21 protein-coding genes are annotated in these 24,103 nt (G+C 72.6%); 11 read left to right on the top strand and 10 right to left on the bottom strand.

Going from position 1 to position 24,103, the window contains the following annotated elements; translation table 11 throughout:
- The first annotated feature begins 45 nt into the window (after positions 1 to 45).
- Positions 46 to 1,431 carry a YlbE family protein gene (locus tag Mam01_RS11875; protein WP_204285418.1) on the top strand — a complete coding sequence of 462 codons (1,386 nt, stop codon included), beginning with the start codon at positions 46 to 48 and terminating at the stop codon, positions 1,429 to 1,431.
- 152 nt (positions 1,432 to 1,583) lie between these two features.
- Positions 1,584 to 3,662 (top strand): serine/threonine protein kinase, encoded by a 2,079-nt coding sequence (locus Mam01_RS11870; RefSeq protein ID WP_204285417.1) that lies wholly within the window; start codon positions 1,584 to 1,586, stop codon positions 3,660 to 3,662.
- Positions 3,663 to 3,699: 37 nt separating this feature from the next.
- Here the strand turns inward: Mam01_RS11870 and Mam01_RS11865 are convergent, their stop codons facing one another.
- The 4 genes from Mam01_RS11865 to Mam01_RS11850 form a co-directional block, all read right to left on the bottom strand.
- On the bottom strand, positions 3,700 to 5,325 hold the full coding sequence (locus Mam01_RS11865; RefSeq protein ID WP_204285416.1) for a bifunctional 3'-5' exonuclease/DNA polymerase: 1,626 nt from the start codon (positions 5,323 to 5,325) through the stop codon (positions 3,700 to 3,702).
- A gap of 34 nt (positions 5,326 to 5,359) precedes the next feature.
- Positions 5,360 to 6,859, bottom strand: a complete 1,500-nt coding sequence (locus Mam01_RS11860) for a metallophosphoesterase family protein (protein ID WP_204285415.1) — start codon at positions 6,857 to 6,859, stop codon at positions 5,360 to 5,362.
- 200 nt (positions 6,860 to 7,059) lie between these two features.
- On the bottom strand, positions 7,060 to 8,394 hold the full coding sequence (locus Mam01_RS11855) for a lipase/acyltransferase domain-containing protein (protein ID WP_204285414.1): 1,335 nt from the start codon (positions 8,392 to 8,394) through the stop codon (positions 7,060 to 7,062).
- Between the two features lie 217 nt (positions 8,395 to 8,611).
- Positions 8,612 to 10,234, bottom strand: coding sequence for an FAD-binding oxidoreductase (locus tag Mam01_RS11850; RefSeq protein WP_373868691.1), 1,623 nt, complete (start codon positions 10,232 to 10,234; stop codon positions 8,612 to 8,614).
- A gap of 57 nt (positions 10,235 to 10,291) precedes the next feature.
- On the opposite strand from Mam01_RS11850, the gene Mam01_RS11845 reads away from it, so the two are divergent.
- From Mam01_RS11845 to Mam01_RS11835, 3 genes are all read left to right on the top strand, one after another.
- Positions 10,292 to 11,791, top strand: a complete 1,500-nt coding sequence (locus Mam01_RS11845; RefSeq protein WP_204285413.1) for a glycerol-3-phosphate dehydrogenase/oxidase — start codon at positions 10,292 to 10,294, stop codon at positions 11,789 to 11,791.
- Positions 11,792 to 11,900: 109 nt separating this feature from the next.
- Positions 11,901 to 12,806, top strand: coding sequence for a sucrase ferredoxin (locus Mam01_RS11840; RefSeq protein ID WP_150931753.1), 906 nt, complete (start codon positions 11,901 to 11,903; stop codon positions 12,804 to 12,806).
- 115 nt (positions 12,807 to 12,921) lie between these two features.
- On the top strand, positions 12,922 to 13,236 hold the full coding sequence (locus tag Mam01_RS11835) for a WhiB family transcriptional regulator (RefSeq protein ID WP_076434697.1): 315 nt from the start codon (positions 12,922 to 12,924) through the stop codon (positions 13,234 to 13,236).
- Positions 13,237 to 13,396: 160 nt separating this feature from the next.
- On the opposite strand, the gene rsgA is transcribed toward Mam01_RS11835, so the two are convergent.
- The 4 genes from rsgA to Mam01_RS11815 form a co-directional block, all read right to left on the bottom strand.
- Positions 13,397 to 14,509 carry a ribosome small subunit-dependent GTPase A gene (rsgA, locus tag Mam01_RS11830; protein WP_204285412.1) on the bottom strand — a complete coding sequence of 371 codons (1,113 nt, stop codon included), beginning with the start codon at positions 14,507 to 14,509 and terminating at the stop codon, positions 13,397 to 13,399.
- Positions 14,510 to 14,731: 222 nt separating this feature from the next.
- Complete coding sequence (glyA, locus tag Mam01_RS11825; protein ID WP_425563119.1) at positions 14,732 to 16,009, bottom strand: serine hydroxymethyltransferase; 1,278 nt, start codon at positions 16,007 to 16,009, stop codon at positions 14,732 to 14,734.
- Between the two features lie 136 nt (positions 16,010 to 16,145).
- Positions 16,146 to 17,591 carry a serine/threonine-protein kinase gene (locus Mam01_RS11820; protein ID WP_204285411.1) on the bottom strand — a complete coding sequence of 482 codons (1,446 nt, stop codon included), beginning with the start codon at positions 17,589 to 17,591 and terminating at the stop codon, positions 16,146 to 16,148.
- Between the two features lie 34 nt (positions 17,592 to 17,625).
- Positions 17,626 to 18,594, bottom strand: a complete 969-nt coding sequence (locus Mam01_RS11815; protein ID WP_191909962.1) for a YihY/virulence factor BrkB family protein — start codon at positions 18,592 to 18,594, stop codon at positions 17,626 to 17,628.
- A 339-nt stretch (positions 18,595 to 18,933) separates the two neighbouring features.
- Here Mam01_RS11815 and Mam01_RS37320 point away from each other — a divergent pair, with 339 nt between their 5' ends.
- From Mam01_RS37320 to Mam01_RS11800, 6 genes are all read left to right on the top strand, one after another.
- On the top strand, positions 18,934 to 19,068 hold the full coding sequence (locus Mam01_RS37320) for a hypothetical protein (protein WP_259402300.1): 135 nt from the start codon (positions 18,934 to 18,936) through the stop codon (positions 19,066 to 19,068).
- A gap of 15 nt (positions 19,069 to 19,083) precedes the next feature.
- Complete coding sequence (locus tag Mam01_RS37635; protein WP_373868690.1) at positions 19,084 to 19,236, top strand: putative leader peptide; 153 nt, start codon at positions 19,084 to 19,086, stop codon at positions 19,234 to 19,236.
- A 152-nt stretch (positions 19,237 to 19,388) separates the two neighbouring features.
- The gene (locus Mam01_RS11810; RefSeq protein WP_204285410.1) at positions 19,389 to 21,071 is read left to right on the top strand and encodes a nitrite/sulfite reductase; all 1,683 of its coding nucleotides are present in this window, start codon (positions 19,389 to 19,391) and stop codon (positions 21,069 to 21,071) included.
- Positions 21,068 to 21,220 carry an Insertion element protein gene (locus Mam01_RS36555; RefSeq protein WP_111699548.1) on the top strand — a complete coding sequence of 51 codons (153 nt, stop codon included), beginning with the start codon at positions 21,068 to 21,070 and terminating at the stop codon, positions 21,218 to 21,220. Before Mam01_RS11810 ends, Mam01_RS36555 begins: the two co-directional genes overlap by 4 nt.
- Positions 21,221 to 21,282: 62 nt before the next feature.
- On the top strand, positions 21,283 to 22,011 hold the full coding sequence (locus Mam01_RS11805; protein WP_150931766.1) for a phosphoadenylyl-sulfate reductase: 729 nt from the start codon (positions 21,283 to 21,285) through the stop codon (positions 22,009 to 22,011).
- On the top strand, positions 22,008 to 22,754 hold the full coding sequence (locus Mam01_RS11800) for a sirohydrochlorin chelatase (RefSeq protein WP_239101234.1): 747 nt from the start codon (positions 22,008 to 22,010) through the stop codon (positions 22,752 to 22,754). Before Mam01_RS11805 ends, Mam01_RS11800 begins: the two co-directional genes overlap by 4 nt.
- On the opposite strand, the gene Mam01_RS11795 is transcribed toward Mam01_RS11800, so the two are convergent.
- Together Mam01_RS11795 and Mam01_RS11790 are read right to left on the bottom strand one after the other, a co-directional pair.
- Positions 22,751 to 23,584, bottom strand: coding sequence for a hypothetical protein (locus Mam01_RS11795; RefSeq protein ID WP_204285409.1), 834 nt, complete (start codon positions 23,582 to 23,584; stop codon positions 22,751 to 22,753). The two genes, Mam01_RS11800 and Mam01_RS11795, sit on opposite strands and share 4 nt — an antisense overlap.
- 2 nt (positions 23,585 to 23,586) lie before the next feature.
- Positions 23,587 to 24,084 (bottom strand): SigE family RNA polymerase sigma factor, encoded by a 498-nt coding sequence (locus tag Mam01_RS11790; protein WP_150931768.1) that lies wholly within the window; start codon positions 24,082 to 24,084, stop codon positions 23,587 to 23,589.
- Between the last annotated feature and the right edge of the window lie 19 nt (positions 24,085 to 24,103).

The raw sequence follows: 24,103 nt of genomic DNA, 5'->3' as shown, positions 1-24,103 counted from the left end.
GGCCGTGCCGCCCAGCAGTCCCACCCGGTTCACCGGAGGTAGCCGATGACCCTCTCCATGCTGTACGGCGAGCCGCGCGTCATCACCGTGGGCGCCGAGGTGCTCGCCGAGGCGCTGGACCGGCAGGCCGTGCCGCAGCGGCGGGTCGACTGGCGCCCGCCGGCCCCGGGTGTCGCCGCGTCACTCGCCCGGGTGCTCGCCGACCCCCGGCGCGTACAGGCCAACGCGACGGCCGTGGGGAGGATGCTGTCCGCGCGGCCCATGCTCACCGGCGTACGGCCGGCCCGCGAGGCGCTGGGCCTGGAGGCCGGGACGTTCTTCCACGCCGGTCCGCCGATCACCTGGGAACGGGCCTCCGGGCCGATGCGGGGGGCGCTCATCGGCGCGATGCTCTTCGAGGGCCTCGCCGCCACCCCGGAGGAGGCGGCGGAGCGCCTCGCCTCCGGCGCGGGGATCACCCTGGACTCCTGCCACCACCACCGCACGGTCGGCCCGATGGCGGGGGTGGTCAGCCCGTCCATGTGGATGCTGGAGGTCGCCGACGCCGAGCACGGCGCCACGGCCTACTGCTCCCTCAACGAGGGCCTGGGCAAGGTCCTCCGGTACGGCGCGTACGGACCCGAGGTGATCGAGCGGCTGCGCTGGATGGGCGAGGTGCTCGGGCCGGCGCTCGCGGCGGCCCTGGAGCGGTGCGGGCCCCTCGACCTGCGCACGCTGGTCGCGCAGGCCCTGCAGATGGGCGACGAGCTGCACAACCGGAACCGGGCGGCGACCTCCCTGCTGGTACGGGAGATCGCCCCCGCGGTCGTGGAGGCCGCCCCGGGCCGCGCGGCGGAGGTGCTGCGTTTCGTCAATGGAAACGATCATTTCTTCCTGAACGCGGGAATGGCGGCGGCGAAAGCCGCGGCCGACGCGGCGCGCGGCGTGCCGGGATCGAGCCTGGTCGTGGCGATGGCCCGCAACGGAACGGATTTCGGAATACAGGTGTCGGGGCTCGGCGACCGGTGGTTCACCGGGCCGGCCGGGGTGCCCGACGGGCTCTACCTCGGCGGATACGGGCCGGACGACGCCAACCCCGACATCGGCGACTCCACGATCACCGAGACCGTCGGGCTCGGCGGCTTCGCGATGGCGGCGGCCCCGGCGATCGTCCGGTTCGTCGGCGGCGAGGTGGCCGACGCCGTCGCGGCCACGACCTCGATGTACGAGATCACGCTGGCCGAGCACCCGGCGTACCAGATCCCGGGGCTGGGCTTCCGGGGCACGCCCGCCGGCATCGACGTCGCCCTCGTGGCGAGGACCGGTGTGCTGCCGGTCGTGAACACCGGCATCGCGGGCCGCGTCGCCGGGACGGGGCAGGTGGGGGCGGGGCTGGTCAGCCCACCGGCCGGGGTCTTCACGGCCGCCCTCGACGCGCTGGCCGCCGCATGAATTCCCTTTGACCGTCATCAGACCGTAATATCGTCGTCAGTCTCAGATATCCGGAGCAATTCGCACGGTCCGGACGGGGGATCCTGCGGATCGAGCGTGAATTGGGGACCTTTTCTATGACGACCGATCGCCTGCTCGGTATGGTCCCCCCTATGCCAGAGGGTCAGGGACCCGCGGGGCGCCCCCCGGCCGGCGTTCCCGACGGGCAGGGCCGTCTCGTCGGGAGGCGTTACCGGCTGCTGTCCCCCGTGGGCCGCGGCGGCATGGGGATGGTGTGGCACGCCCACGACGTGCTGCTCGACCGCGACGTCGCGGTCAAGGAGCTGCTCATGCCGTTCGGGCTCGACCAGGCGGGCGCCCAGTCGGCGCACCGGCGCATGCTGCGCGAGGCGCGGTCGGCGGCCCGCCTCAGCCACCCCGGCATCGTCACCGTCCACGACGTGGTCGAGGAGGACGGGCGGCCGTGGATCGTCATGGAGCTGGTCCGCGCCTGGTCCCTCGAACAGGCCGTGCGGCAGGGCGGGCCGCTGCCCGTCGTGCAGGCCGCCGAGATCGGCGTCCGGGTGCTCGACGCCCTGCGCCACGCCCACGCCGCCGGCATCCTGCACCGGGACGTGAAGCCCGGCAACGTGCTGCTCACCGCCGACCGGGTGGTGCTCACCGACTTCGGCATCGCCGCCATCGAGGGCGACGTCACGATCACCCAGACCGGCCTGCTGATGGGCTCGCCCGCCTACATCCCGCCGGAGCGCCTGCAGGGCCGCACGATCACCCACGCCGCCGACCTGTGGTCCTTCGGGGCCACTCTGTACGCCGCCGTGGAGGGCCGCCCGCCGTACGAGGGACCCGACGCGGTCGCCGTCCTCGGCGCGGTGCTGACGCAGGAGCCCAGCCGGCCCCGCCGGGCGGGCGCGCTGCTGCCGGTCATCGAGGGCCTGCTCCGCAAGAACCCGGCCGACCGCCTCCCGGCGGCGCAGGTCGCGGAGATGCTGGAGCGGATCCTGCACAGCCACGGCGCCGTGCTGCCCGGACGGGCGGGCACGCCCTCGTCGATGCCGACCCCGCAGAACTCCATGCCGGCGGGGCTGCTGCCGCCGCTGGACATCCCTTCCGGGCCGCTGCCCTCGCGCATCGTCGAGACGCCCTCGGGCCCGGTCCGCGTGCCGCTCACCCAGAACGGCCTCTCCGGCGGCGTCCAGAACGGCACGGTGAACGGGACACCGGGCGCCTCGGCGCCGGGTCCGGCCGCCGAGCCCGCCTTCGAGCCTTTCGCCGCCTTCGGGCCCGCCACGCCCTTCGGCCAGGCTCCGGCGTTCGACCCGCTGTCGTCTCCGTCCGGGTCGTCGTACGCGCCGGAGCGGCGGAAGGAGGGCATGTGGCCGGCCCCCGCGCCGGGCGACATGCCCGGCGACCTCGGCGGCGACCCCGGCTCCGGTCACGGCGCCGGACCGGCTTCCGGCCAGGACTCGGGACCGCCCGAGACGAGCACGCGGAACGGCCGGAGGTCCGGCCGCGCCGCCGGCGCCGTCGCCACGGGCCCGCAGCGTCCACGGGTGGGGCGCAGGCGCAAGGAGCAGACCCAGCGCGGGGCGGACCGCGACCCCCGCGCCCGGCTGCTGCTCGTCGTGGCCGGCGTCGCCGTGCTCGTGGTGATCGTCACGATCGCGCTCGTCCTGCTGCCGGGTGGTTCCGAGGATCCGGGAGAGACGGCCGGGGCGCGCGGCCTGGCGGCCTCCGGCGCTGCTTCGGGCTCCAAAGCGGCCGGGCGCTCCCTGCCCGCCACGCTGCCCGCCGTACGCGTGCCCGAGGGTTACCGGCTCATGACCGAGGGCGGAGTCTCGATAGCGGTGCCCCAGGCGTGGACCTCGACGACCGACGACGGCGGGACCGTCCGGTTCTCCGGCCCCAAGGACACCGGGCAGAGCATCACCGTCAAGAAGATCCCCGACGGCGGCCTGGAGGCGCTGCGGGCCGCGGAGCAGAACCTGAACATCAAGGACTACCCGGACTACACGCAGATCCAGCTCGGGGCGGCGGACTACTACTATCCCGCCGCCGACTGGGAGTACACCTACACCAACTCCAGCCAGGTCACCGTCCACGCGGTCATCCGCTACCTGGAGGCGGACGGGCGGGCCTTCGCGGTCATGTTCGCCTCTCCCGACTTCGACTGGACCGAGGCCGCCGCGCCGGTGCGGCAGGCCCTGTGGAACACCTTCCGCCCCGCGTGATCCGGCCCGTGTGATCCGGCCCGTGTGACCGGCTCCGTCACTTGGCGTCGGCGTAGCAGGCGACCGCCGCCGCCTCCATCGGGAAGCGGACCGGGGTGTCGCCGAACAGCAGGCGGGTGGCCTCGTCCGCCGCCCGGCCGACGGCCGCGCGGACCTCGGTGGCCAGGCCGAGCGGGCAGTGCACCATCACCTCGTCGTGCTGGAAGAACACCAGCCGCGCCGGGTCCGGAAGCTGCCCGCGCAGCACCGCGAGGAGCGTCAGCGCCCACTCGGCCGCCGTCGCCTGCACGACGAAGTTGCGGGTGAACCTCCCCCGGTCCCGGGCCGCCCGCGCGCCCTCCGGCCCGGCCACCAGGCGGCGCCACCGCTCCGAGGGCGGCGGGCAGGTGCGGCCGAGCCACGACCGGACGATCCGCCCCTCCTCCCCCGCGCGGGCGGCGTCCTCCACGAACGCGTACGCCTTCGGGAAGCGCCGCCGCATCACGGGCAGCAGTTTGGAGGCGTCGCCGCTGGTCCCGCCGTACATCGCGGACAGCATGGCGACCTTGGCCGAGTCGCGGGCGCCGCCGAAGGCCCCGGCCAGCGCGGCGTACAGGTCGATCTCCCCGGCCGCCCGCGCGAGCCCCCGGTCGCCGGACAGCGCCGCCAGCACCCGGGGTTCGAGTTGCGCGGCGTCGGCGACCACGAGCGTCCAGCCGTCGTCGGCCACCACGACCCGGCGCATCACCTTGGGGATCTGCAGCGCGCCCCCGCCGCTGGTGGCCCACCGGCCGCTCACCACCCCGCCCACGACGTATTCGGGGCGCAGGCGGCCGCCGCCGACCCACTGCGCGGCCCAGGCCCAGCCGTGGGCACTGTGCAGGCGGGCCAGCTCCTTGTACGCGAGCAGCGGCGCGACGGCCGGATGATCGACCGCCTTGAGCACGTGCGAACGAGTTGACGGGACCTCGATCCCCGCCGCCTTGAACGCCCGGACGATCTGCTGCGGGGAGTCGGGGTTCACCGGCTGCCCGAAGGCGGCCGCCACCTCGTCGGCCAGCGCCTGGAGCTTCGCGGGCCGCATGCCGTGGGCGGGGCGCGGCCCGAGCAGGCCGGTCAGCAGCTCGTCGTGGACGTCCTCGCGCCACGGCATGCCGTCGTGCCGCATCTCGGCCGCGACCAGCGCCCCGGCCGACTCGGCGGCGACGAGCAGGCGGAACCGCCCGGGATCGGGCGTGCGGGCGACACGTCGCAGTTGATCCTCGAACACCTCGGCGACCATGGCGGCCTCCGACGCGGGGTCCTCGGCCGGCGCGGGCTCGAACAGGCTCGCCTGCGTGCCGCCCGGCTGGTGGCCCTCCGCGGCCTCGTGCGGGTCCTCGGGCACCGGAAGGCCGTGCAGGCGCGCGTGGGCCGCCCGTGCCTGCCGGGGCTCCCCATAGCGGGCGTCGGCCCCCAGCAGCAGCCCCTCCGTCAGCGCGACGTCGTGACACCGCGACAGCCGTACGCCGGCCGCCAGGAGGGCCGGGTAGACGCGGCGCGCGTCGGCCAAGACCCAGCGGGGCCGCTCGGCGGCCTCCAGCGACCGGACGGCCGCGGCGAGGTCGGGCACCCGGTCCGCCGTCCCGCCGAGCGGCCGGATCGTCCCGCCCCCCTCGGCGCCGGCCGCGACCACGACGTGCATCCCCCCAGCGTGCCAGCCCGCACCGACAATCCCGTCAGAGGGGAATCTCGACCTCGTCCTCCAGTGGGGGCTCCTGCTCCTGGGGGAGGCAGCCGGTGGCGGCGAAGCAGCGCAGCCGCAGCGTGTCGCCGGTCACCGACATGTGCAGGAAGCTCTTGAAGAAGGGCGGGGTGTCCCAGTCGGACAGCTCCGAGATGTACCGGTGGAAGACCCGCCCGACCGGCAGGCGGAACGGCATCGGCCAGCCGCCGAGGAGCCGGGCCGCCCACTTCACCCGCGCGCCGATCGGCGCCCCGGGCGTGGGCCGGGGCGGGAGGTTCCCGATCTGACGGGACATCAGGGCGAGGCCCTCCTCCGGGGTGACGTAGAGCCCGCGCAGCCGCAGCCGCCTGCTGTAGAGGAGGCTGTAGAAAGACAGCGAGTCGCCGCGCAGCGGATAGCACTTGAAGTCGTCCTCGTGGACCCCGGCCACGTCCACCCGGGGGATGGTGTGCGTGGCGTGCATGAACGCCCCGCCGCCCCCGGAGACCACGTACTGGATGAGCCGGCCGTCCACCCGTACGGGATAGCGCTGGTAGTTGTGGACGTCGCCGCCGACGGCGGCCACGTAGTTGTTCGCCGGGTCGCGGACGACGTCGTCCACCGTGCCGCCGCCCTCGATCTGGCACGGGTGGTAGGCGTTGTTGACGTAGATCGGCTTGCCGGTGATCAGGACCTTGGGCCGGGGGTCGGCGGAGACCCGGCGCAGCCACTCGCCCTGCTCACGGTCGAGGGTGCCCTTGATCCCGGTGTCGATGCCGACCAGCAGCAGGCGGCCGGTGTCGATCACCCAGTACGGCCCGGGCAGGGCCGGGCCGGGGTCCGGGCGCATCTTCCTCGCCTCGGCCAGGGCGTCCTCGTCGATCGTCTCCGGCTTCTTCCACAGCAGCCCGCGCAGCCCGCCGGGCGACAGGCGGAAGCCGCGCCGTTCGGCGGACAGGGGGCGGGCGTCGCAGAAGACCCGCATGAAGCCGCCGAGCCCGTCGTACCAGTCGTGGTTGCCGGGAATCGCGAAGATCGGGGCCGGATAGTCCTTGTAGGGCCGGAAGAACTTGTCGCAGTACTCGTTGCCCGAGCCGGTCGGGTAGATCACGTCGCTGGCGACGACGGCGAACGACGTGCCCTCGCCGAGCCTGAGCAGCCCGGGCACCACCGCGTACTGCGAGGCGTCGCCCTCGCCGGTGTCGCCGAGCAGCAGGAACGAGAACTCCTCCCCCAGGTCGAGCCTGACCCGGAAGTCGGGATCGGCGCCGCGGTCGCGCTGGGCCGCCACCCAGCGGCGGCGCACCCGCGGCGAGGGATCGCCGAACAGCTGGGCGATCACCTCGTTGCGCGACCGCCACAGCGTCGCCGGGCTCAGCCAGCTGAAGGAGTCCTGGTTGGGGCGCAGTGCCTGGAACGTGCCGATCTGCGAGCAGTCCCAGCCCGCTCCCGCCTCGGAAACCCGTGACGATACCTGCTTTCCCCGCGCCGCCGCCGTGCCCACATCGACCATGGGGACAATCTTGGCGTTTTCCGGGGATCAGTACATGGGGATCAGCACACCCGGGTTGAGGATCCCGGCCGGATCGAGCCGTTCCTTGATCCCGCGCAGGATCTCGCCGCCCAGGTCGCCGTCCCACGGCGACCTGGGCGCGTCGTGCGGCGTGCGGGGAAAAGACCGGCCTGAATCACCACCGGACCCGTGAAAAAAAATCAGTTCACGGGGCAGATCGTGGGGGCCTTCTGGGCGTTGACCTTCAGGCGACCCAGAACTGCCGGGTCGAACGGCAGGGAGAAATGGTCCACCCCAGGGTTGTCGGTGAGCGAGAAATGGTGACAGGGCATCGCGCTCCACACCTGGATCGCGTTGTTGGTGATGTCCTCCTGGTTCACGTCACCGTCCCTGGTGAAGGTCGGCAGGGCGGGGTCGTACACCTGACCGATGGTCAGATCCTGCAGGGTGACGCCGACGACGGTCGGTATTCCCGACCCTTTCTCGGCGTAGACGTCGACATTCGGGAGGTTTGTCGAGGAAGGGCGGATGCTCGAGGGATTCCCATCATCGAAACGTACGAAGCCGATGTAGTATTCGGCGATGTCGGCGGCCTCCGGCGGCATGCCGGGAGCGGTCACGATCGCGTGGTAGTCAGCCGGTGTGTACTGTTTCCCCGTGCTGGCGTCGGCGATGACGACTTCACCGGCGCCGAAGGTCGAGGGCGTCGCGCTGCTCATGTAGGTCGACGGTGCGGAGATGTACATCCGCGCACTGCTTTCCGCGTTCTCCTTCGTGCTGGGCAGGGTGAACGCGGTGATGTTGAGCCCGGTGAACAGGTACCCGTACAGCGCGCCCTGACCAGGGAAGTTTCCGGCGATCGGGGTGAATCCCTGGATGTACTTCCGCTTCCACCCCTCCGATGAGTGGGTGAGCAGGTACTGGGCGTACAGCGGACCGTTGGAGTGGCCGACCAGGTGCACGGGGCGGTTGCCGTTGGCCGCGTAGGTCTGCTCGATGAGCTTCTGCGTCCGGGCGAGAAAACCACCCATGTCGGGAGTAAGGCGCGAGTCGTATCCCGCGACGCGGATGCTCTTGTCCCTCTTCCACCCGGCCTGCTCGAGCGTGGCGTACATCTGTTCGTACATCGGCGCGCTGGAGGTCCTGCCGTATTCGCGAATGGTGACGGTCACTCCGTGCTGGTTGGAGAATCGGTCCGGCATCGGCAGTTTCGGGTCACCGCCATAACGCAGGGTCATGAGCTTGTCCCGGCAGACCTGACTGACGGCCTTGTTCGGCACGGGGTTCGAATACCAGTCCTCGAAGCTCCCGGATACCGGGCAGGAAGAATCGACCTGCTGGTCTCGCCACTTCACCAGGAGTCTGGTGAAGTGGAAGGCGGGGAACAGGACGATCGGCGTCCGCGCCGGACTGGCCTCAGCAGGGGCGGCGCCGACGGTCAACCCCAGCACCGCCACCAGGGACAACTGTAATGCGACGAGAGCCCGAAACAGGGGACGAGACATGGGCACGGCTTTCTCCTCGATGCGTGTCATCGCGATAAGCATGATGCCTTTCCAGGAAATCGCCGATACCAGTGAACCAAAAAGTTATAAGCTGCGCTCGACCTGTCCTCGAAACCGATGACTCCTCGGACCGCTCGACGAGCCCGCCCTTGACGAAGTCGTCGCGGCGCGGACCAGGGCGACGAGACGCGACGGGGCGACCGTGCGCCGGCGCCGTTGATCGTGGCACGCCGGCGACTCGTTCAGGTCATCGGCGTTCTCCGGCGATCAGCACACCCGGGTTGAGGATCCCGGCGGGATCGAGCCGTTCCTTGATCCCGCGCAGGATCTCGCCGCCCAGGTCGCCGATCTCCCTGGCGTACGCCTCCAGGTGGTCGCGGCCGACGCCGTGGTGGTGCGAGATCGTGCCGCCCGCCCCGATGATCGCCTCGCCCGCCGCGCGCTTGGCCGCCGCCCACTGCGCCAGCGGGTCGCCGGTCTGCGCCGTCACCACCGTGAAGTAGAGCGACGCCCCCGTGGCGTACACGTGGGAGATGTGGCACATCACCAGCGGTGAGCCGAGTGCGCCGTGCAGGGCCAGCCGTACGGCGTCGTACAGGCGCGGCAGGTCCGCCCAGAAGCAGGCGGTCTCCAGCGTCTCCACGGTCGCCCCGGCGGCCAGCAGGGAGTCGCGCAGGTAGGGGGCCGAGAACCGGCCCTGCGCCCACTTCTCCCCCGGCTCCGGCCCGAGATGCACGCCGCCGGCCTCCAGGAGCAGAGCGGCGGCGAGTTCCCGGCGGCGGGCCACCTCGCCCGGGACTCCCTCGAAGCCGGCCACGACCAGGCAGCCCGAGTCGCTCCCGGGCGCTCCGAGATCCGTGGGCTTCGCCAGCCCGACCATCGTCTCGGTCTCGTCGGACAGGCGCAGCACGGTGGGCAGCGCGGCGGGCGGGGCGCCCTCCTGCGCGAGCCGGCGCAGCGCGGCCGTCCCGGCGGCGAAGTTCTCGAACCGCCAGCCCTCGTACGCCCGGACGGCCGGGGCCGGGTGGACCCGCAGCCGCAGCGAGGTGATCACCCCGAAGGCGCCCTCCGAGCCCAGGAACACCTGGCGCAGGTCGGGCCCGGCGGCCGACCTGGGGGCCCGGCCGATCTCCAGCGTGCCGCGCGGCGTCGCCACGGTCATGCCCACGACCATGTCGTCGAACCTGCCGTATCCGGCCGAGGCCTGCCCGCTGGACCTGGCCGCCGCGAACCCGCCGAGCGTCGCGTACTCGTACGACTGGGGGAAGTGCCCGAGCGTCAGCCCGTGCCCGGCGAGCAGCCGCTCCGCCTGCGGCGCGCGCAGGCCCGGCTCCAGGACGGCGGTCATCGAGACGGGGTCGACCGACCGCAGCCGGGCGAGCCTGCCGAGGTCGAGGGCGACCACTCCGGCGTAGCCCCGCCGCGCGGCGGTGAGCCCGCCGACCACCGACGTGCCCCCGCCGAACGGCACCACGGCCACCCGGTGCTCCGCGCACAGGCGCAGCACCTCGGCGACCTCCTCGTGCGAGCCGGGGAGCACGACGGCGTCGGGCGCGTCGGAGGCGTCCCCCGCGCGCATCAGCAGCAGGTCGGGCGTGGACTTGCCCCGGGTGTGCCGGATGCGGGCGTCGTCGTCGGCCCGCACGTGCTCCTCCCCGGTCACGGCGGCCAGCGCGGCGAGGACGGGTGGCGGCAGGGCCACCGGGGGCAGCCGCACCTCGCCGAACGTCGCGGGCGGAGTGGCGGGCGCGCGGACGCCGAGAAGCTCCGTGAGCAGGTCGCGCACCGGCGCGGGCAGCTCGGCGGCCCTGGCGGGATCACCCCAGCCCGACCAGAGCATGGGTTCGGCGGGCAGGAGAGGGGATTCCATGACCGGTGCGCCTCCAGATAGGTTACTCAAGGGTAACGCGACCATAGAGGCAGGGTCATGCGATCGTCACTGAACGCCGCCCGGCGGGCCCGGGAACTCGACGAGGCGCGCACGGCCGTCGTCGACGTGCTCGTGGTGGGCCTGGGCGTGACGGGGGCCGGGGCCGCGCTCGACGCCGCCTCACGGGGCCTCTCGGTGGCCGCCGTGGACGCCCACGACCTGGCCTTCGGCACCTCGCGGTGGAGTTCCAAGCTGGTCCACGGCGGGCTGCGCTACCTCGCGAGCGGCCAGGTCGGCGTGGCCTGGGAGAGCGCCGTGGAGCGGGGCGCCCTGCTCCGCCGCACCGCCCCCCACCTCGTGGCCGCGCACCCGTACCTGCTGCCGCTGACGTCCGACGTCGGCCCGGGCGAGGCCGCGACGGTGATGACCGGTTACCGGCTGGGCGACGCACTGCGGGCCGCCGCGGGCACGCCGAGGAGCCTGCTGCCCGGGCCGTCCCGCCTGACCGCCGCGCGGGCGCTCGCCCTCGCCCCGCCCCTGCGCCCGCACGGCCTGCGCGGCGCGCTCCTGTCCTGGGACGGCCGGGTGACGGACGACGCCCGCCTGGTGGTCGCGATCGCCCGTACGGCCGCCGCCCACGGCGCGCGGGTGCTCACCCGGTGCCGGGCCCTCGCGCTCGCCGGGGACGGCGCCCAGGTGCGCGACGAACTGACCGGCGCGGAGTTCGACATCCGGGCGCGGGCGGTGGTCAACGCGACCGGCGTGTGGGCCGGCGGGCTGGTGCCCTCGGTGACGCTGCGTCCGTCGCGGGGCACCCATCTCGTGCTGCGGCCGGGAGCCCTGGGCGCGCTGCGCGCGGGGCTGCACGTGCCGATCCCGGGCGGGCGCGCCCGCTTCGCGCTGGTGCTCCCCCAGGCCGACGGGCGGGTCTACGTGGGGCTGACGGACGAGCCGCTGGACGGCCCGGTGCCGGACGTCCCCGAAGCGCCCGAGAGCGACGTGGCCTTCCTGCTGGAGGTCCTCGGCGGCGTGCTGGACCGGCCGCTCGGCCGCGACCAGGTGGCAGGCGCCTTCGCCGGCCTGCGGCCGCTGGTCGAGGGCCCGGGCGGGGCGGGCGGGGCCACCGCGGACCTGTCCCGCCGCCACGCCGTGCTGCGCTCGCCGGACGGCGTGGTCACGGTCGTCGGCGGCAAGCTCACCACCTACCGCCGGATGGCCGAGGACGCGGTCGGGGCCGCCTGCCCCCACGCGCCCGCGAGCCGTACGGCGCGGCTTCCGCTGGCCGGGGCCGGACCGGTGCCGCCCGGCCTCCCCCGGAGGCTGGTCCAGCGGTACGGCGCGGAGGCCGGGGCGGTGCTGGACCTGACGCGGCGCGACCCGGCGCTGGCCGAGCCGGTGGCGGCGGGGATCACCCTGGCCGACCTGGTCTGGGCGGTCCGCCACGAGGGCGCGCTCGACGCCGGCGACCTGCTGGACCGGCGGACCAGGATCGGCCTCGTGCCGGAGGATCGGGCGGCCGCCCTGCCCGCCGCCGAGGCCGCCCTCCGGTCCGCCTGACCCGCCGCGAGAGTGTTTGGTCCTGATTCGCGGGGGAAGTCACCCGACTCTTGACCTCATTGGATAAGGTTAGTCTTACCTAAGAAACGCACGGGAGGGACGGGACCTGATGGCCAACGGGTGCGAGCACCCCGCCGCCTGCCACACGGGGGAGGCTCCCGTCCTGGCGAGCGCGACCAAGAAGGGCCGGTTCTGGCTGCTCATCGAGCACGCGGGGCCCTGGGCCGCGGAGATCGAGGAGTCCCGGCTGCCGGACGACGTCCGCACGCTGGTCGCCCGCGCGCGAAAACTCGGGATCCGGCCGCAGCTTATCCGCCGCCCCGGCCGCCGGGAGGCCCGGAGCGGCCCGTTGCACGTCTACCTGGCCGCCGCAGCGGTGGACGACCCGTGGCTCGCGGAGGCGTTCCCGGAGAGCCCGGACGATCTTGACCTGCGGTCTCTCGTGCACGGAGTGGTTCCGGAGTCCTGCATACTGGTGAACGAGCCGATGTTCCTGGTCTGCACCCACGGCAGGCACAACGCCTGCTGTGCTCGGCTCGGACTGCCGCTGGCCCGGTTCCTGAGCGAGAACCTGCCCGGCGAAGTGTGGGAAACCACACATGTTGGCGGCGATCGATACGCCGCCAACCTCGTATGCTTGCCACACGGGCTTTACTACGGCAGCATGTCTCAGGCTGCTGCGATCGCGGCGGCAAACGCGTACCGGCACGGCGAGGTCGTCCTCGACCGTTTCCGGGGACGCGCGGGTATCCCTGAGCCACTGCAGGCCGCCGAGCACTTCGTCCGGGCGCATACGGGCGAGATCTCGGTCGGCGGGGTGGCCGTGGAATCCTCCCGGTCGGTCGGCGACTCCACCGTCTGCGTCGTGCGGTGCACGACGGGGCGTGGGACGTCGCGTTTCCGGGTCGTGGTCGAACCCACGGTGTTCTCGGCGCCGTGCGGGATGACCTGCGCCGACGGAATCCCGACCTACAGGTTGGCCGAACTGAGTCCGCTCACGCCGGTTTCGACCTGAGGGCTTCGCGAGAAGCCGGGAACACCACGGCTCATCCCGGCGTTGGCACAAGGGACGCCACAAGCGTCCAAAGCGGCACAAACACTGAAATACCTCTCACCAAAGGTGGTTTCTCATGTCTCAGGTACGTCGGCAGCTCGCCCGCCCGCGCCCCAGCTGGGGTTGGCAGGATGATGCCGCGTGCCGGGGAGAGGACCTGGTGCTGTTCTTCGGTCCTGACGGCGAGCGTCAGCCCGAGCGCGACATCCGGGAGCGCAAGGCCAAGGCCATCTGTGCTCAGTGTCCTGTGCGCGCGGAGTGCCTCGACTACGCGCTCTCGCGGCCCGAGAAGTACGGCACCTGGGGCGGTCTCAACGAGGACGAGCGCGCTTCCGAGCGTCGCCGCCGTATGCGCCGCGCGGCCAGCGCCGGCATCAGCGCCGTCGCCTGAGCGAATTTCCCCTTCCCCGACACGCGTCACCAAGGTTTCACCGCAGTTTCACCACAGCGTCATCAGAGTGTCACCACAGGGCGTTCCACGTCCCGCTCCTGTCCCCCGGACAGACGGCAGACGTGAAACGCCCTTCTGGTGTCTGTGATCCCGCGGGCCGCTACGGGCGGCCCATGCCGCGCATCTGCCGGTGGATCGACTTCCACTTCCGGGTCTCCTCCGCGCGCAGCCGCGCGTCGGTGCGGCGGGCCATCCAGGCCGCCTCCCGCTGAAGCCGGCGCCAGCTCTCCAGCCGCCGCTCGGGCAGCTCACCCGACTCCACCGCCGCGAGCACGGCGCAGCCCGGCTCCTGGCCGTGCCCGCAGTCGGAGAACCGGCAACCGCCGGCCAGTTCGTCGATCTCGGCGAAGACCAGGTCCACGCCCTCGCTCGTCTCGTACAGTCCCACCCGGCGGATGCCGGGGGTGTCGATGACGAGCCCGCCGCCGGGCAGCGGGATGAGCTGCCGGTGGACGGTCGTGTGCCGGCCCCGCCCGTCGGCGGCCCTGACCCGCTGGGTCTCCATCACCTCCGCGCCCGCGAGGGCGTTGACGAGCGTGGACTTGCCCGCGCCCGAGGGACCGAGGATCACCGCGGTGCCGGACGCGCCGAGATGGGACCGCACCAGGTCCACGCCGTCGCCGGTGAGCGAGCAGACCGGGTGGACCTCCACCCCGGGCACCGCCGCCTCGACGTCGGCGAGCAGGTCGTCGAGCACCCGGTCCTGCAGATCGGCGAACAGGTCGGCCTTGGTGACGAGCACGACCGGCCGGGCGCCGCTCTCCCAGGCCAGCGCCACGAGGCGCTCGATCCTGCCGAGATCGGCGAAGTCGTCGGCGTGCATGGACGGCTCGGCCACGAAGACCACGTCGACGTTCGCGGCCAGCACCTGCCCCTGGCCGTCGCCGGACAGGCCGCCGCGCGAGTCGCGGCTCACGCCGCCCCGGACGAAGGCCGTACGGCGGGGCAGCACCTCCGCCAGTTCGTGACGGCCCTCATCGAGGATCGTGAGCGCGACCCAGTCCCCCACGCACGGGAGCGCGAGCGGGTCGGCCGCCGCGGCCCTGCGCAGGCGGGCGGACAGGCGCGCGTGATGGGTCCCGCCGGCGGCGACGACCTCGGCGGCGCCGCGGTCGACCCGCGCCACCCGGCCGGGCACGGCCCCGCCGGGCAGGTCGGGAAGCGACTCGGCGAGATCGTCGTGCCAGCCGAGAAGCGAAAGATCGTACGACATTGCTGTGGACACCCTTCGGGAAAACCGGGTGCCCCAGCGAAAAGGGTTATGCGGGCGCCCGGGAGATGACGGACGGCATGGTCGTCAGAAAGACCCGCATGGTCCTCACCTCCCAGGTGTGCGGCCGCCGGAGACGGCCACCCTCATGACGCACGAGCGGCGTCGGATGCGGGAACGTTAGCAGCACCGCCACCGTCTCCCGCAACCCGTTTTTCCCAGGAGTCAGGAAAGGCCGGGAGCCGGGAACCGGCCCGTCAGCTCGGTGACCTCGCCGTGCACCCGCGCGATGACGTCCTCCGCGTCGCCCTTGGCCACGGCGGTGACGACCTCGTCCATCCACGCGGCGATCTGCCGCATCTCGGCCTCGCCCATCCCGCGCGACGTGACCGACGGGGTGCCGATCCGGATGCCCGACGGGTCGAACGGCTTGCGCGGGTCGAACGGCACGGTGTTGTAGTTGGTCTCCAGGCCCGCCCGGTCGAGCGCCTGCGCCGCCGGCTTGCCCCCGACGCCCTTGGACGTGAGGTCCATCAGGATCAGGTGGTTGTCGGTGCCGCCGGAGACGAGGTCGAAGCCGCGGTTGAGGAGTTCGTCTGCGAGCGCCTGGGCGTTCTTCACGATCTGCGCGGCGTACGCCTTGAACTCCGGCCGGGCGGCCTCGTGCAGGGCGACGGCGATGGCGGCGGTGGTGTGGTTGTGCGGGCCGCCCTGGAGGCCGGGGAAGACGGCCTTGTTGAGCGCGGTGGCGACCTCGTCGGAGTTCGCCATGAGCATCGCGCCGCGCGGGCCGCGCAGGGTCTTGTGGGTCGTCGTGGAGATCACGTCCGCGTGCCCGACCGGGGAGGGGTGGGCGCCACCCGCGACGAGGCCCGCGATGTGGGCGATGTCGGCCGCCAGCACGGCGCCGACCTCCCTGGCGATCTCGGCGAAGGCCGGGAAGTCGATCGTGCGCGGGATCGCGGTGCCGCCGCAGAAGATCAGCTTGGGCCGGTGCTCCAGCGCCAGGGCGCGCACCTCGTCCATGTCGATCCGGCCCGTGTCGCGGCGCACGCCGTACTTCACGGAGTTGAACCACTTGCCGGTGGCCGACACCGACCAGCCGTGGGTGAGGTGGCCGCCGAACGGCAGGCCCATGCCGAGCACGGTGTCGCCCGGGTTCAGGAACGCGAGGTAGACGGCGAGGTTCGCGGGCGAGCCCGAGTACGGCTGGACGTTGGCGTGGTTCACGCCGAAGACCGACTTCGCCCGCTCCACGGCCAGCGTCTCGATCTTGTCGATGACCTGCTGGCCCTCGTAGTAGCGCTTGCCCGGGTAGCCCTCGGAGTACTTGTTGGTGAGAACGGTCCCGGTCGCCTCCAGGACGGCCCTGGACACGTAGTTCTCGGACGCGATCAGCTTGACGGTGTCGGCCTGCCGCCGCTCCTCCGCCCTGATCAGTTCGGCGATCTCGGGATCGACGACGTTCAGCGAGTGCTCAGCCATGGCGCCTTCCTTCTCCACGTCGACAGCGGCGGCGACCCAGGCGCACGGCCTCCGCTGATTCGCTCCCCGGTGGTGCCCCACCTAGCGACGCTCCCTGCCGGGCACGTCAGCGCCAGTCGCGACCCTCCCCACTTTATCGGGATGCGGCGGTGCCTCACTCCGTCGCGATCGGCACGTCGGAAAACAGGCCGAACCCCGGGACGTCGACGCCGATCTGCTCCAGACCCTCCGGCAGGCCCGTGTATGTCGCGTAGAGAGGAAGCACGTCCCCCTCGCCGAGCCACTGCGCCGGAACGGTGCTGCACAGGCAGCCACCGTCCTTCTGCGCGGGCGTGAACTTGGCGCCGCCGGGTGGATCGACGAGGGCGGCGCCCGACATCTGGTCGCCGAACAGGTCCCTCGGCCACCACCGGCTTCCCTTGCCGGTCAGGGTGACCGTCAGCTGCACGCTCACCGACGTCCCGCGCCGCCGTACGGCGTCGACGGTCGCGCGCAGCGAGGACCCGCTGATCTTGGCGTCCCGGACCCCGAGCGGGCCCTTGGGCTCCGTCCCCCCGCCGCCGAAGGGCCGCAGCACCACGAGCAGGACCGCCGCGATGACGGCGAGCGCCCCGCCGGCCGCCGCGACCGGTGCCCAGCGCCGGGTGCCGGACGGGTCCGCCGCGCCGGCGAGGCGATCCGGACGGCGATCCGGACGGCGGGCCGAGCGGCGGGTCGTCCGGGCGGGGGCCTCGGAGGTCGCCCAGATGTCGCTCACGATCCGGGTCGCCGCCTCGACCGCCACCTCCTCCCGGCCCAGCAGCCGCTCCAGGAGCCGCTGCGCCGTCGGCCGCCGCGCCGGGTCCTTGTCCAGGGCCCGCTCGACCAGGGGCCGCAGGCGCTCGTCGAGGCCCGCGAGGTTCGGCACGTGGTGCGCGACCCGGTAGAGCACCTCGGGCGCCGCGCCGCCGCCGAACGGCGGCCTGCCGGTGGCGGCGTAGGCGACCACGCAGCCCCAGGCGAAGACGTCGGCCGCGGAGGTCACCTGGTCCCCGCGCGCCTGCTCCGGGGACATGTACGCGGGGGTGCCGATCACGGTCCCGGTCCGCTCGGCGAGCGTGTCGGCGAGCTGGGCGACGCCGAAGTCGATCACGCGCGGGCCGAGCGGCGACAGCAGGATGTTCGACGGCTTGAGGTCGCGGTGCACCACCTCGGCCTCGTGGATGGCCGCCAGGGCGGTGGCGACGCCGACGGCGAGGGCGTCCAGGTTCGACCCGGTGAGCGGCCCCCGGGCGTCGACCACCGCCGACAGGTCCGGCCCGTCGACGTACTCGGTGACCAGATAGTGCCGGTCGCCGTCGAGCCCGGCGTCCAGGAGCGGCGCGGTGCAGAACCTGGCCACCCGCTTGGCGGCCTCGGCCTCCTTGCGGAACCGCGCCCGGAACTCCTCCAGGGAGGCGAGCTCCGGCCGCATCACCTTGAGCGCCACCTCGCGGCCGTCCGGGTCCCGGGCGAGGTACACGATGCCCATGCCGCCCTCTCCCAGGCGGCGTACGGGGACGTAGGGGCCGATCGTGCGCCCGTGGGGGGTGGTGAGGTCGGGGGAAGGCTGCGCGTCCATCGGTGGCCATACTGGCACCGATTGGACGGACAGATCATGCCTTGCCGGACTTGCGGTGATGGTGCTCCTGCCGGGAGGCGCCGCCCAGCGGCCACAGCCGGTCGATCTCCGCGTTCAGGGTCGCCCCGATGAGCACGGCGAGCGCGGTGATGTAGAGCCACAGCAGCACGGCGATCGGCGCCGCGAGCGAGCCGTAGATCGACAGCGGGGTGAACCAGGCGGCCAGCACCTCGCGCAGGAACGCCGCGCACACGATCCAGATCACCAGCGCGAGCACGGCCCCCGGCGTCTCGCGCCACCAGCGCGTGCGGTGCGGCACGCTCACGTGGTAGAGCAGCGTGAGCATCAGCACCGAGCCGACGACGAGCACGGGCCAGTAGAGAACCGTCACCAGCGAGGCGTACCTGGGCAGGGCGTTGGACATCAGCGTGGGCCCGATCACCAGGATCGGCATGACGACCAGGCCCATCAGCAGCGCGGCGACATAGAGGCCGAACGACAGGACGCGGGTGCGGATGATCCCCCGGGTCTCCCCCAGTCCGTACGCGATGGATATGAGGTCGACGTACACGAACAGGGCCCGCGAGCCCGACCACAGCGACAGCAGGAACCCGACGGAGATCAGCGAGACCTGGCCGCCGCTCAGCACGTCGGACAGCAGCGGCTGCACGACCCGCTCCACCGTGTTGTGCGTGAACAGCAGCTCGGACTGGTCCACGACCCAGCGCCTGATCTCGGCGACGGCGGCCGCGCCCAGCAGCCCGCTCAGGTGGCCCATGACCCCGAGCAGCCCCAGCACGAACGGCGGCAGCGACAGCAGGGCGAAGAACGCCGCCTCCCCCGCCAGGCCGGTCACCCGGTAGTTGACGCCCGCCATCGTGGTCGCCTTGACCAGCTCCCAGATGTTCGTCTCGCGCACCCAGCTCAGGCGCGCGCGGGCGAGCGCCATGCCTTTGCGCGTGATGCGCCGCGGCCTGCGCGTCCGCGCGTCCGTGGAGGTCATGGCACCCAACCGGTCATGAGAACTGGGCTCTACCCGCCGGCGCGGCTCTTATCACGTGACCTGCGAGCGGATCGTCGCCGCCCAGAATAGGGGTCCCCGCCCCCCTCTCGCGATAATCGCGCCTCTCACCCGGGTCTCCCGCTCACCGCCGGGCGCTCACATCCGCCTGGTCGTGCCGGAGGCGCGCCAGGAACACAGCCCTCGTCGCGCTCTGGTCGCTTCGCTCCCGCGCGCTCCTCAGTCCAGACCGGCGGCGCGCCCCTCAGGCTCGCTCGCGTGCCTCTCACTTGGATCTGTGCGGGTGTCATGCGGCTGTCATGGGAGGGGAACACTGAAGACATGATCTGCCGGGCGTGCGGGGAGCACAGGCACGAGGAGTGCCGTGGCGGGTCCTGGTGCGACTGCCAGCACAAGGAGCCGGCCGAGCAGGACCGCGAGGCGGAGCCGCCGGAGAACTGGGTCCGCAAGGGCTGACAACCTCCCGTCATTATGCCGTTACAATCCCGCATCCTGGACACGAACTTGGACATCCAGGATCTCGGGGGTATCGTTTGGGACATGCCAGCGGACCCGTTGCTCGTCGTGCGACGCCACGTCGATCTCCTGCGCGTCCGTAGCGCGATCTGTATCGACGCCGGCTGACCGTCGCCCTCCGTTATCCGGGCGCTCGGCCAGGCGTCTTTTTCATGCCCTCACACTCTGCCGCGCACGCCGCCGGCGAGGTGAGAGGCCGCCTGCGCCGGTGTCCGCCGAAGACCGATCTCGACCCGAGCCTCGGAGAAGGACGTGTGCCCATGAGCACCCCGGCCCGCCCGGCGAACCGCCACCACAGACGCCCGCGCGGCGAAGGTCAGTGGGCTCTCGGTTACCGTGAGCCACTGAACAAGAACGAGGAGAACAAGAAGAACGACGACGGGCTCAACGTCCGTCAGCGGATCATCGACATCTACTCGAAGGGCGGGTTCGACTCGATCGACCCCGCCGACCTGCGTGGCCGCTTCCGCTGGTTCGGTCTGTACACCCAGCGCAAGCCCGGCATCGACGGCGGCAAGACCGCGATCCTGCCGGACGAGGAGCTGGACGACCGCTACTTCATGCTGCGGGTCCGCATCGACGGCGGGCAGCTCAGCCTGGAGCAGCTGCGCACCATCGCCGACATCTCCAACGACTACGGCCGGGGCACCGCCGACGTCACCGACCGGCAGAACATCCAGCTCCACTGGATCGAGATCGAGTCGGTCCCGGACATCTGGCGGCGGCTGGAGGCGGTCGGCCTGTCCACCACCGAGGCGTGCGGCGACACCCCTCGCGTCATCCTCGGCTGCCCCCTGGCCGGGATCGACGCCGGCGAGGTGATCGACGGCACGCCGCAGATCCACGAGATCTACGACCGGTACGTCGGGGACAAGGCGTTCTCCAACCTGCCGCGCAAGTTCAAGACGGCGATCAGCGGCTGCACCGCCCACTGCACCGTCCACGAGATCAACGACGTCGCGTTCGTCGGCGTGGTGAACGAGCAGGGCGAGCCCGGCTTCGACGTCTGGGTGGGCGGCGGCCTGTCGACCAACCCGATGTTCGCCCAGCGGATCGGCGCGTTCGTCCGGCCCGACCAGGTCCACGAGGTGTGGGCCGGGGTCACCGGCATCTTCCGCGACTACGGCTACCGCCGCCTGCGCCACCGGGCGCGGATCAAGTTCCTCGTCAACGACTGGGGCGCGGAGAAGTTCCGCCAGGTCCTGGAGACCGAGTACCTGCAGTACGCCCTGCCCGACGGCCCGGCTCCGGAGGCGCCGCAGAGCGGCCGGCGCGACCACGTCGGGGTCCACCCGCAGCGGGACGGCAACTTCTACGTCGGCTTCGCCCCGCGCGTGGGCCGGCTGGACGGCGACACGCTGCACCGCATCGCCGACATCGCCGAGCGGCACGGTTCCGCCCGGATCCGCACGACGGTCGAGCAGAAGATGGTCATCCTCGACGTCGCCCCCGACCAGGTGGAGTCGATCGTCAGCGAGCTGGAGGCCGCCGACCTCCAGGTCAACCCGTCCACGTTCCGCCGCCAGACGATGGCCTGCACCGGCATCGAGTACTGCAAGATCGCGATCGTCGAGACCAAGGCCACCGCGTCGGCCCTGATCGACGAGCTGGAGCGGCGCCTGCCGGACTTCGCCGAGCCGCTGACGATCAACGTCAACGGCTGCCCGAACTCCTGCGCCCGCATCCAGGTCGCCGACATCGGCCTCAAGGGCCAGCTCGTGGCCAACGACAAGGGTGAGCAGGTCGAGGGCTTCCAGGTGCACCTGGGCGGCTCGATCGGGCTCAACCCGACCTTCGGCCGCAAGGTGCGCGGGCTCAAGGCCACGGCGGAGGAACTGCCCGACTACGTCGAGCGGGTCGCCCGCAACTTCGAGAAGCAGCGGAACGAGGGCGAGACCTTCGCCGAGTGGGTCCAGCGCGCCGACGAAAGCGATCTCAAGTGAGCGAGCGGGCGGCGCCGTTCTACTGCCCGTACTGCGGCGACGAGGACTTGGAGCCCTACGTGACCGAGGAGGAGAGCCACGGATGGTACTGCAGGGCCTGCGCCCGTGCCTTCCGGGTGAAATTCCTCGGCGTCGGCGTGCGTTCGTGATTGTTCGAAGGCTTGTCGTCCGATCATCCGATGAACCAGTGAACGACGTGTGAGGAGTAACGATGTCGGTGGCAGAGATAGAGGCGGGCCTGGAGCGGCAGCGGGCGACGCTGGACCTCCAGGGGATCGTGGAGTCCGCGGCGCGCTTCCTTGAGGACGCCCCCGCCCGGGAGATCATCCGGTGGGCCGCGGCCACGTTCGGCGACCGCCTCTGTCTCACCTCGTCGATGAGCGACGCCCTGCTGATCGACCTGGTCAGCAGGGTGAAGCCGGGCGTCGACGTGTTGTTCATCGACACCGGCTACCACTTCGCCGAGACCATCGGCACCCGCGACGCGGTCGAGACCGTCTACAAGGTCAACGTGATCAACGTGAAGCCGTCCAGGACGGTCGAGGAGCAGGACCGCGACCTCGGCCCGCGCCTTTACGGGCGCAACCCCGACCTGTGCTGCTACCTGCGCAAGGTGGAGCCGCTGAACCGGGCGCTGGAGCCGTACCTCGCCTGGGTGTCGGGCATCCGCCGCGACGAGTCGCCCACCCGGGCGAACACCAAGGTCGTGGAGTGGGACGCCAAGCGGCAGATGGTCAAGGTCAACCCCATCGCCCGGTGGACCCAGGACGACGTCGACAACTACATCGCCGACAACGGCGTGCTGATCAACCCGTTGCACTACGACGACTATCCGTCGATCGGCTGCGCCCCCTGCACCCGCCGTGTGGCGCCGGGCGAGGACCCGCGCAGCGGGCGCTGGTCCGGCCTCGGCAAGATCGAGTGCGGCATCCACCTGTGACGAGTGCTCCACACCGGAACGCGCCGCTGATCGCGGTGGCGCACGGGTCCCGCGACCCGCGCGCCGCCGCGACGGTGGAGGCCCTGCTCGACGGCGTACGGCGGGCCCGGCCCGGCCTTGACGTCCGCGCCGCCTACCTCGACCACGCCCCGCCGTCGCTGCCGCGGGCGCTGTCGGGCCTGGACGAGGCGGTGGTGCTCCCCCTCCTGCTCACCGCCGCCTATCACAGCCGGGTGGACATCCCGGCGGCCCTGCGGGAGGCGTCGGCCCGCACGCCGCGCCTGCGGGCCGTCTGCGGCCCCACACTCGGCCCGCACCCCCTGCTGGTCCGGGCGCTCGAACGCCGCCTCGCCGAGGCCGGGGTGGAGACCGGCGACCCCGGCACCGCCGTGGTGCTGGTCTCGGCCGGGTCCGGCGACCGCCGGGCGAACGCGACGATCGCCGCCGTCGCCCGCGCGTGGGCGCGGGAGCGCCCCTGGTGGTCGGTCACCGCCGCCTACGCCTCCGCCGCCGCGCCCAGGCCCCGCGAGGAGGTCGAACGGCTCAGGCGGGCGGGCGCGCCGAGGGTCGTCGTCGCGCCGTACCTGCTGGCCCCCGGCCACTTCGCCGACGCCGTGCGGCGCGACGCCCTGGACGCCGGGGCGCACGCCGTGGCCGGCGTCCTCGGCGCCGCCCCCGAACTGGTCACGCTCCTGCTCGAACGCCACGCCCAGGCCGTACGCGCCGCCCGCGAGGCGGCCTAACCGCCGCTTCCCGGTTCCAGCCATCTCCAGCTCTCCGGCCATCCGGGGGACCGCACCACGGTGGGATCCCCGCACGCGGAGGAGAGGATCTCCTGCCCGTTGGGATTGCGGATCACGATGTCCTGGTCACAGGAGATCGGGGTCGGCGCCGCGACGAGAGGCCACGCGTCCCTGATCGTGAGCCGTCCGCCGGTCCGGTACTCGCCGGACTCCCCGATGACGCGCTCGGCCTCCCGCTCGCCGAGCGCGGGGACCGGCGCCCCCGCTTCGAGGCCCGCCGCGACCCGCTGGACCGGCACCAGCGCCACGGCCACGTCGTTGGTTCCCCGCAGATGCCCGCCGGACTCGTCGGTCCACGACACCGCGTGGTCGACGTCGTCGCTCTGGATGCCGCACACGCCCTGCGTCACCAGCCGGCCGTTCAGCCAGACGAGCGCGTACGACGGGTCCCGGCACTCGACCCGCACGTTCACCGACTCGCTGATGCCCGTGTAGGTGAACGTCAGCACCCGCCCGCCCGTCTCGATCGCCTCGCTGAGGAACACCCGCTCCCCCGTCAGGTACGAGCCCACGGTGGGCACGGCCGCCACGGCGGCCGGTCCGCCGTCTCCGGGTGGCGCGATCGTGACCGTGCGGGGCGTGGCCGCGACCGTCACCGCGGCGGCCAGGCCGGCGGCCAGCACCGCCCCGGCGCCGGCGCGACGGCGGCGGAGACGCCGCACGCGCCGGTCCACGCCGGCCAGGGTGACGCCCCCGCTCCCTGCCGTGGCGGCGTCCCCGGCGAGGAGGTCGCGGAGCTCTGTCTCGGTCACTGTCTCGGTCGGTGTCATCGTCAGCCCTCCAGGCTCATCGCGGAGCGGGCGGCGGGATCGACGCGCAGCCTGGCCAGTGCCCTGCTCGCCTGGCTGCGCACGGTGGCGGCCGAGCAGCCGAGGATCTCCGCGATCCGGTCGTCGCCGAGGTCGGCGAAGTAGCGCAGCACGATCACGGCACGCTGTTTCGGCGGCAGTCCCGCGAGGGCCCGCCGTACGGCGTCGCGGGAGCCGAACAGGTCGGCGGCGTCGCCGACCGCGGGCTCCGGCAGCACCTCGGTCGGCTGCTCGCCGCGCCAGCGCCTGCGCCACCAGCTGGCATGGGTGTTGGCCAGGATGCGGTAGACGTACGGGTCGGGGTTGTCGCCGACCCTCCGCCAGGCCAGCCACGCCTTGGCCAGCGCCGTCTGGACCAGGTCCTCGGCCGTGGCCCAGTCGCGGCAGAGCAGGTAGGCCGTCCGCAGCATGCGGTCCGAGCGCTGCTCGACGTAGCGCTCGAAGTCGGCCCGGTCGCGCATGTGCGGCCCCCAGTGATCG

The sequence above is a fragment of the Microbispora amethystogenes genome (genome assembly GCF_016863015.1).
Lineage (GTDB): Bacteria > Actinomycetota > Actinomycetes > Streptosporangiales > Streptosporangiaceae > Microbispora > Microbispora amethystogenes.
The sequence above is the reverse complement of the archived record's forward strand: the minus strand, read 5'-3'. Positions and strand labels throughout refer to the sequence as shown.

What these genes read in the sequence shown, in the direction of transcription:
- Mam01_RS11840 (WP_150931753.1), top strand. Translation starts at nt 11,901, where the DNA reads ATGGCCAACGGGTGCGAGCACCCCGCCGCCTGCCACACGGGGGAGGCT.
- Mam01_RS37320 (WP_259402300.1), top strand. Translation starts at nt 18,934, where the DNA reads ATGATCTGCCGGGCGTGCGGGGAGCACAGGCACGAGGAGTGCCGTGGC.
- Mam01_RS11845 (WP_204285413.1), top strand. Translation starts at nt 10,292, where the DNA reads ATGCGATCGTCACTGAACGCCGCCCGGCGGGCCCGGGAACTCGACGAG.
- Mam01_RS11865 (WP_204285416.1), bottom strand. Translation starts at nt 5,325, where the DNA reads ATGCACGTCGTGGTCGCGGCCGGCGCCGAGGGGGGCGGGACGATCCGG.
- Mam01_RS11835 (WP_076434697.1), top strand. Translation starts at nt 12,922, where the DNA reads ATGTCTCAGGTACGTCGGCAGCTCGCCCGCCCGCGCCCCAGCTGGGGT.
- Mam01_RS11810 (WP_204285410.1), top strand. Translation starts at nt 19,389, where the DNA reads ATGAGCACCCCGGCCCGCCCGGCGAACCGCCACCACAGACGCCCGCGC.
- Mam01_RS11790 (WP_150931768.1), bottom strand. Translation starts at nt 24,084, where the DNA reads ATGCGCGACCGGGCCGACTTCGAGCGCTACGTCGAGCAGCGCTCGGAC.
- Mam01_RS11850 (WP_373868691.1), bottom strand. Translation starts at nt 10,234, where the DNA reads ATGGAATCCCCTCTCCTGCCCGCCGAACCCATGCTCTGGTCGGGCTGG.
- Mam01_RS11875 (WP_204285418.1), top strand. Translation starts at nt 46, where the DNA reads ATGACCCTCTCCATGCTGTACGGCGAGCCGCGCGTCATCACCGTGGGC.
- Mam01_RS11805 (WP_150931766.1), top strand. Translation starts at nt 21,283, where the DNA reads ATGTCGGTGGCAGAGATAGAGGCGGGCCTGGAGCGGCAGCGGGCGACG.
- Mam01_RS11815 (WP_191909962.1), bottom strand. Translation starts at nt 18,594, where the DNA reads ATGACCTCCACGGACGCGCGGACGCGCAGGCCGCGGCGCATCACGCGC.
- rsgA (WP_204285412.1), bottom strand. Translation starts at nt 14,509, where the DNA reads ATGTCGTACGATCTTTCGCTTCTCGGCTGGCACGACGATCTCGCCGAG.
- Mam01_RS11855 (WP_204285414.1), bottom strand. Translation starts at nt 8,394, where the DNA reads ATGACACGCATCGAGGAGAAAGCCGTGCCCATGTCTCGTCCCCTGTTT.
- Mam01_RS11870 (WP_204285417.1), top strand. Translation starts at nt 1,584, where the DNA reads ATGCCAGAGGGTCAGGGACCCGCGGGGCGCCCCCCGGCCGGCGTTCCC.
- Mam01_RS37635 (WP_373868690.1), top strand. Translation starts at nt 19,084, where the DNA reads ATGCCGTTACAATCCCGCATCCTGGACACGAACTTGGACATCCAGGAT.
- Mam01_RS11860 (WP_204285415.1), bottom strand. Translation starts at nt 6,859, where the DNA reads ATGGTCGATGTGGGCACGGCGGCGGCGCGGGGAAAGCAGGTATCGTCA.
- Mam01_RS11820 (WP_204285411.1), bottom strand. Translation starts at nt 17,591, where the DNA reads ATGGACGCGCAGCCTTCCCCCGACCTCACCACCCCCCACGGGCGCACG.
- Mam01_RS11795 (WP_204285409.1), bottom strand. Translation starts at nt 23,584, where the DNA reads ATGACACCGACCGAGACAGTGACCGAGACAGAGCTCCGCGACCTCCTC.